This window comes from Rhizobium sp. PP-F2F-G48 (genome assembly GCF_004342335.1).
Lineage (GTDB): Bacteria > Pseudomonadota > Alphaproteobacteria > Rhizobiales > Rhizobiaceae > Ferranicluibacter.
The window spans coordinates 1-6,635 of sequence record NZ_SLVH01000026.1 but is presented as its reverse complement, the minus strand read 5'-3'; the positions used below and the strand labels follow the sequence as shown (position 1 = coordinate 6,635).

The following is a 6,635-nucleotide window of genomic DNA, read 5'->3' as shown; positions in this document are numbered from 1 at the left end:
CCTTATCGACGAGCAATGTGATCCGGAAAGGATCGAACGCATCATGGCGGACCAGCCTAAATCATAAGCTCTGCGGCCTTCGCCGGATGGATACGTTATCAGAGCCGGACGGGAGCGGAGTGGGCGCGCGCGTTCGGCTTCTGCTCGACGGCATGATTGACCAGTGGCGCGCTCTCGATGCGCGCATCAAGAGGCTCGACGATGAGTTTGCCGAGATGGCGCGCAACGACCCGGCCGCTCGCCGCCCGGACGATACCGGGCATCGGTGTGATGAACGCGACCGCGTTGGTGGCGGCTATCGGTGACGGGGCCACATTCAAACGCGGTCGCGACCTATCCGCTTGGCTCGGGCTGGTGCCTCGGCAGGCGACTACAGGCGGCAAACCGAAGCTACTGGGGATTACCAAGCGGGGCAGCAAATACACGCGCAAGCTCCCCGGCTGAAGCGGAATATAATTCGGGCGCCGATCTCGTCAGGTGGCGCCCCGGTCCACGAACGGCGCGGCGATCTCGGGCGTGAGATCATGGACGACGAGGTCGTACCCGGCTGACTGAAGCGCTGCCGCCATGCCCTTTCCCATCAAGCCAAGGCCAATAAATCCTATACGCTTCGCTTACTCCAATAGTTATTGGATATATCTATATAAGGCATGTTAACTCGTTTACATTCGCGATGGAATCGACATGCTGCAAGTTCACGATGAGATTACGTCGATCTGCATCACGATACTGCCGCTTGCCGTGCCTGAGGCACGCATGTAACTTTTCGTCGATATCCTTCGGCACCATGGGGTTTGTGGGGCTGCCGTACGGATCCTCAACGATCGACCGAAGCTGGCGGCCATCGCGCGTGACAACCTCGACATCGCCCGGGCCGAACCTGTTGTCGGCTATGCTTTCGTCGATGCTGTAAGTGACCTTTCGGGCCGCGGCGATAACGTCGGGATCGGCACGCGCGCCCTCGGAAAAATCCGAGATGGCGACATCCCGCTTGACCATCATTATGCCAAGTGTGAAAGGAATACTGTATTTCGCAAATATAGCATTGGGCGGATTGCGGCGCGCTTCGATGGGTTCGCAATTTCCACGCCCATAATTGCTCACCACGACACGAATTTCACGAATATCATCGTCGTAAAGGTCGTATTTCAGGATTATATCTCTGAGAGCCTCGATGTATGCGTGGGTTGCCCGGCAGCAGGGCCAGGGCTTCGAACTTATATTGACCCCTTCGTAGCGGACGCCCAACCCATCGATCATGCGGTCCGGCGAGTATTTTCCGTCGAAATACTGGTTGAAAAACCCACGATCGCCGCCGAGGAAGTTCTTCGGCCCCTCCAGTCCCCTCCGGGCTAGCAGAACCGCCGTTACCCCCACGTGCTGTGTAAAGGCATCGCGTACGCCGCGTATCTGGCTGTCGCCGCGTCCCATCTCCTGCGTACCACCGATCTGGCAGAGCGCTATGCCAAAGGCATTCTGCAGCTCCCGTGGTGTAAGCCGGAGGATTTTCCCGGCGGCTGCGACGGCGCCGAAGTATCCGCATGTCATGGGCGTGGTCCACCCATGCTGCGGAAGCGCAATGTCTAGCGAAAGACCCAGTCGGCAAACCAGGTCCGCCGCCAGGGCGACGGCTGCCACCAGCTCAGCGCCGCTGACGTCCGCCGCGAGTTCCGCGGCGGCGAGCGCCGCGGGGAGGACCGCTGCGGTCGGATGGCAGATGGCCGCGTCGTGCGTATCATCGAAATCGAGCGGGTGGCTCAACGCCCCATTCGCAAACGCGGCCATGGCCGCCGGCAAACGGATGCCGTGGCCAATGACCGTACTTTCATGCGCACCGCCCCCGGCAATGGCCATATCGACGAGCGGCGCGGTTTCCACGCAGAAGCCCGAAGCCGCGATCATCACGCAGAGCAGATCCGCGATACCGGCCTTTGCCGCCGCAAGGGCCTCCTTGCCGATACCGCCCGGTTTTGTGTCAGCAATGTGCTGAACGATGGAGTGCTCCAGACCTGACATCTCACCCTGCGCGCCTCGCGGCCTTTCCGTTGCCATTCTACAAGTGCGCCTGCTGACCCAGCGGCGCCGGAGATTTGAAACTCGCCAATCCGGTCGTCGACCACCGCCATCGGATCGTGTCCCATTCGGCAAGTGCAGACCATGTGCTGCGTTATCGTGCAATTTTTACGGATGAAATCGAGGATATCCTTATCGCTCTCGACCTGCGGGCGGCATCAGCTCTTCCGCGATGGTCTCGGCAGCCCGCGACGGACGTAAGTGCGGCAGAAAAGCGCGGCTGTGAGTTTGATCATTTTTTCTCTCCCTAAGAGCCGGCCAATGATCTGCCCGGCTACCGCGGCCCGCGATTTATTTTCCAGGATTTCCACGTTGATCTGCGACGTTAAGTCCCCGGTCTATCTGCCACGAGCAATTATTGGTTGCGATTCATATACTGCAAAAAACTCAGCCCGTTGGCAAGAACAAAATGAACGACCAATCATTCTGAGATGAGACGGCTTAATCTGCATCAGCAGTATCTCGAACAAGTCGGGTACCGCTCCCGGATCTCATGCGTTCTCGCCAGGAACTAAAGGATGTTTCAGTAAACAGAAGCTGCCTTTGCATTGACTGTGGTAAGGGCCTTCTGGCATTGCCGGCACACATGCTGCCAGGCGGCGCTGCGCATCGTGGTCACTGCTCGTTCTGTTGACGTGACTGCAATTAGGATTTCCCCAGCCGACCAGCCAGGCATTTCCAGCGAGTTCCCGATGAAACTTTTCGCAAAACGAAGACCCGTCAGATCGCCTCCCGTCAGGCTTTCGTCCAGCGACTGGGATGCAGGCTGCCATCTGGAGATGTTATCATTAGGCAAATAACATGCGGTCTCATAGCAGACGCTCATTTTGTTTAGACTCTAATATAGCGTTTGCACGGCGGCTGCCCATCGAGTCGGCAAACTTAACCCCGTAATTTCAGCAATACCTGCTGTTCGGGAAGCAGGGTTCATTTCGGATCATAGATTTCGACGCTAGTTGCACTGAATATTCGCACAAGTGACATCGACTAGCTCACTTATTGAAATCCAAATATTTTGCCTTGCATTATTGATTAAACGTCGGAGAAACCAAAGGGCGCCCGGGTACGGCGATAGTCGTCAGAAAGAATTTGGCGACCGATTGGCGGCTCAGCGCGCGCGGTGCACGTGGTCCGCTGACAGAGGCGACAGGCAATGCCGACGGGTGTGAATTCCGGTTTCTCATGCAGACGATGATACGTCAGTCGATCCGCGAGTTTGGGCACTGACTGGTAACCGCCCTCGGTGATGGCGCGGGCGCCATAGGAGAGCCGCTTTGCATCTTCGAACGTGTTGCGGATCGCCGGGTGGGTCTTGAAGCGCTGGAATTCCTCGAAGGGTGTGAGATAGGGGTTCTTGTAAATCAGGTGCACGACGAGGCCGACCACGACCAGATCGTCGCCGAGGTGGTAGAGAAACGAGCCGCCCCAGGTCTTGAAGCCCAGCGGCCAGCCGAACGAATGCTGCACTAGCCCCTTGCGGTGCCTGTCCGGCTGACTTGCCAAAGTTCCTTGAGGCCGATGCCTTATTTCTGCGGCTCGCGGCCTTCGTCGAGCTTGAAGCGGTGGATCAGCTCCTTGGCAAGCGATCCGGGCACGCCCTCGCCGATCAGCACGTATTGCCGTGGAGCTCCATGCCGCGGGTAACTGCTGCGGATACGAAGGTGGAAGACGTTGCCGTGAAGACCGTGGTATTGGGTGACGCCTTTATCGCACGGGGAAGGAAGACTACGACGCGCGACTGCCTTGTTGCCTGCTAGGCGACAAAGGAAAAGTGCTGTTGACACTCTTTACATCAAAGTAGCGTGGCCACGTCATACGATGCGGTAGCGCCGATTTGGGTATGGAGCTTCGGACGATTAAACATACGCATATACTGCGTCCCTTACGAAGTTCCAGCACCCCTGCGGTGTGAAGAGATTGCAGATGTCGCCAATGGCGCGCCAGAGGGCCTCGAAGGTTCTGGCTTTTGCCTTTCTCAGGTGAGCCTTGAGCTTGGCGAAGGCCATTTCCATAGGATTGAGATCGGAGCTGTAGGGCGGCAGGAACAGGAACCACGCGCCTTTCCGCTTGAGGCATTCGGCAGCTTTGGCGCTCTTGTAGATGGCGAGGTTGTCGAGGATGACGATGTCGCCCTTGCTCAAGGTCGGAGCAAGCTGGGTCTCGACATAGGTGTCGAACGCCGCTCGGTTCATTGCCTTGTCGATGATCCAGGGAGCAGTCAGGCCGTCGCACCGGAGCTCTGCTATGAAGGTCTGTGTACCCAGATGGCCGAAAGGGGCGTGCGCTTTGAGACGCTCGCCCTTGAGGCTTCGTCCGCGCAGGCGTGTCATCTTCGTCGTAACGGAAGTTTCGTCAATGAAGACCAGGCGGCCAGGCTGATTGCGCATGCGTGGCTGGCGGGAGTGCCGCCATCTGTGCCGGGCCTTGGCGACGTCAGCGCGTTCGCATTCCGACGCCAGCAGCGCCTTTTTTATATGTGAAGCCACACCGGCACAAAAACCGGGACAGCTCTGCCGGATCGGCCTTCATCTTGTGTTCTTCGAGCAGCCGTGCCGCCAGTTCCGGCATGGTGATGTCAGGCTGTCTTTCAATCGTCCCGACTAAGAAACTTTCGAAACGTGACCAACCGCCCGCCACGGGGTCGCCCCTGTCGGGCCGGCGACAGCGTGCCATGCTCGGCAACACGCTGCGGCAGTTTGACCGCGAAGCTGTCGCTGACGCCGAAACGGCGCGCTGCAGCCCGCCGGGAATGCCCGGCATCAACATAGGCAACAACACGGGAAAGAAGATCAGATGAATAATACTTGGCCATGGAGCACCTCCTGACCAAGTGAATCATGATCCGATCCCAATGGGGATCTAGAGATTCCGTTTTCAAGTCCGATGCTCTAGAGCACCATCAGCGCTAAGATGCAAATTTAATTTCGCCCAGCCGAGAGCATCGTATTTTCCGCACGAAACGAGCCTCCGCAGTGGCTTGGTTGGAGGCTCGGCTCAAACAGGCGTCGCCAGATCCACCGCTCGATACACTGCCAGCACTCAGCAGCCATGTAGGAAAACAATGCACCAGCCAAAGGTACGAAATCAGCGTCTCGATAAAGTCTTGCTAAAGGGACGCATACCAAGGCAGATTTGCGACGAATACCGCCCCTCACCTCTTTGGGCAATACCGACTGACCGACAAATCTGGTACCCTAACTGACCCAGGTAGCCCATATAGGGTCGGGACATGCGGAGGCGCTGGAACTTGTTGGCGCCAACTCTGTCTGTAAGCGTCCGGTCAGGCCAACTCTGCGGACCTTGCAGGTTCCACGGAAGGAGTTCGTCGATCCCGTTGGTGGGACTTTCGGCGATGTGGGTGAGAACCTCTCGCAGGTAGACTTGAGCTTTGCGGTCTCGATCAACGACAGGATGCAGCGGCGCGTTCGCCGCCGAACAAGGGCCGCTAGCTAAATCCTTAGTCCCATAGGTTGCACGTCGCAAATCAGTGCGCTGGAAGAACACTAAGTTTCGCGTCCAGCGCTTCTCGTCCTTTGGCTGTTAGGACGGAGGATAGAAGGAACCTCGCGTTCGCAACAATGTACTCATCGATTGTGGTGACTTTCGAAAGCCTCCAGTATTTCAAAGCCCAAGAGTGAGCGGTCATTATCGTATGGTAGACGAACAGTTCCACGTCAACGTCAGTAAAGTATCCCTGCTCAATGCAATCCCTAACCGTGATCGCTATGATTTCGTTCGTCTGGAGCTCCATATCCTTGATAAAGTTAATATGTTCTTTGGCGAGCGACTTTGTCTCCCGATATGTCAGAATACTCGCATCGCGATTTTCCTCGATCACTCTGCAATATGCTTCAAAGCATGCGTAGAATTTCATGACGGGGTTTGATACCCGGTTGGAGGCCTCGGGTAATCCCTGTTTCAAAGTAAACACGATAAGCTGAAGAGCGAGAAAAAGCAGTTCTTCCTTGTCGTTAACGTATTGATAAATCAGGCCAGGACTTACACCTGCATCTTTCGCTATTTCCTTGATAGTCGCAGCGTGGTAGCTTTTTGCGCAAAACACTTTGATAGCACTTCTAACAAACTGTCCGCGACGGGTCCGGACAAGCACAGGATCTTCCACCTGCGCCTTGACCAGACCGAGCGTTCTGGGGTCTTCAAGCCAGATCGAATCGAAGTCCTCTCGCTTTTTGTCGATTTGAGCTCCTCGACGGGCCATGCTTTACCTTCTAGTGAATAAACACATCTTATGAATGATCGGACAGTCATCAGTTTGCACAGTTTTATCCAATAAGGAAGACGGCACCACGCAACGATGGAGGATTTTGGCTCACGGGTGGGCATTCTGAACAAATGGATTAGAGGTTGACGCCAGCCTATGTTGGTGTGAAGTAAAAATATCCGATGGATTTGATCTCATCTAAGAATTTCGTTTACGCCCTATTTCCCTTATGGAAGCTTTCCTGCCGTATCCATCCGGCGAAGGCCGCAGAGCTTATGATTTAGGCTGGTCCGCCATGATGCGTTCGATCCTTTCCGGATCACATTGCTCGTCGATAAGG

The 6,635-nt window shown here is 56.2% G+C and carries 3 protein-coding genes and 5 pseudogenes; 2 read left to right on the top strand and 6 right to left on the bottom strand.

Going from position 1 to position 6,635, the window contains the following annotated elements:
• Both C8J36_RS25585 and C8J36_RS24575 read left to right on the top strand, forming a co-directional pair.
• Positions 1-305, top strand: a pseudogene (locus C8J36_RS25585) (hypothetical protein); the annotation flags it as partial.
• A pseudogene (locus C8J36_RS24575) lies at positions 250-432 on the top strand (transposase); the annotation flags it as partial. The pseudogenes C8J36_RS25585 and C8J36_RS24575, both read left to right, overlap by 56 nt.
• 41 nt (positions 433-473) lie before the next feature.
• On the opposite strand, the gene C8J36_RS25685 reads toward C8J36_RS24575, so the two are convergent.
• The 6 genes and pseudogenes from C8J36_RS25685 to C8J36_RS24540 all read right to left on the bottom strand — a co-directional run bounded on the left by C8J36_RS25685 (position 474) and on the right by C8J36_RS24540 (position 6,292).
• Positions 474-596, bottom strand: coding sequence for an NAD(P)-binding domain-containing protein (locus C8J36_RS25685; RefSeq protein ID WP_348631380.1), 123 nt, complete (start codon positions 594-596; stop codon positions 474-476).
• A gap of 43 nt (positions 597-639) precedes the next feature.
• Entirely contained in the window at positions 640-2,016 is a 1,377-nt protein-coding gene (locus C8J36_RS24565) for an MmgE/PrpD family protein (RefSeq protein WP_165915172.1), read from the bottom strand.
• A 1,089-nt stretch (positions 2,017-3,105) separates the two neighbouring features.
• A pseudogene (locus C8J36_RS25580) lies at positions 3,106-3,270 on the bottom strand (short-chain fatty acyl-CoA regulator family protein); the annotation flags it as partial.
• A 12-nt stretch (positions 3,271-3,282) separates the two neighbouring features.
• Positions 3,283-3,715: pseudogene (locus tag C8J36_RS25575) on the bottom strand (electron transfer flavoprotein-ubiquinone oxidoreductase); the annotation flags it as partial.
• A 214-nt stretch (positions 3,716-3,929) separates the two neighbouring features.
• A pseudogene (locus C8J36_RS24550) lies at positions 3,930-4,885 on the bottom strand (IS630 family transposase).
• A gap of 672 nt (positions 4,886-5,557) precedes the next feature.
• The gene (locus tag C8J36_RS24540; protein WP_132537879.1) at positions 5,558-6,292 is read right to left on the bottom strand and encodes a TetR/AcrR family transcriptional regulator; all 735 of its coding nucleotides are present in this window, start codon (positions 6,290-6,292) and stop codon (positions 5,558-5,560) included.
• Positions 6,293-6,635 lie beyond the last annotated feature (343 nt).

What these genes read in the sequence shown, in the direction of transcription:
- C8J36_RS24540 (WP_132537879.1), bottom strand. Translation starts at nt 6,292, where the DNA reads ATGGCCCGTCGAGGAGCTCAAATCGACAAAAAGCGAGAGGACTTCGAT.
- C8J36_RS24565 (WP_165915172.1), bottom strand. Translation starts at nt 2,016, where the DNA reads ATGTCAGGTCTGGAGCACTCCATCGTTCAGCACATTGCTGACACAAAA.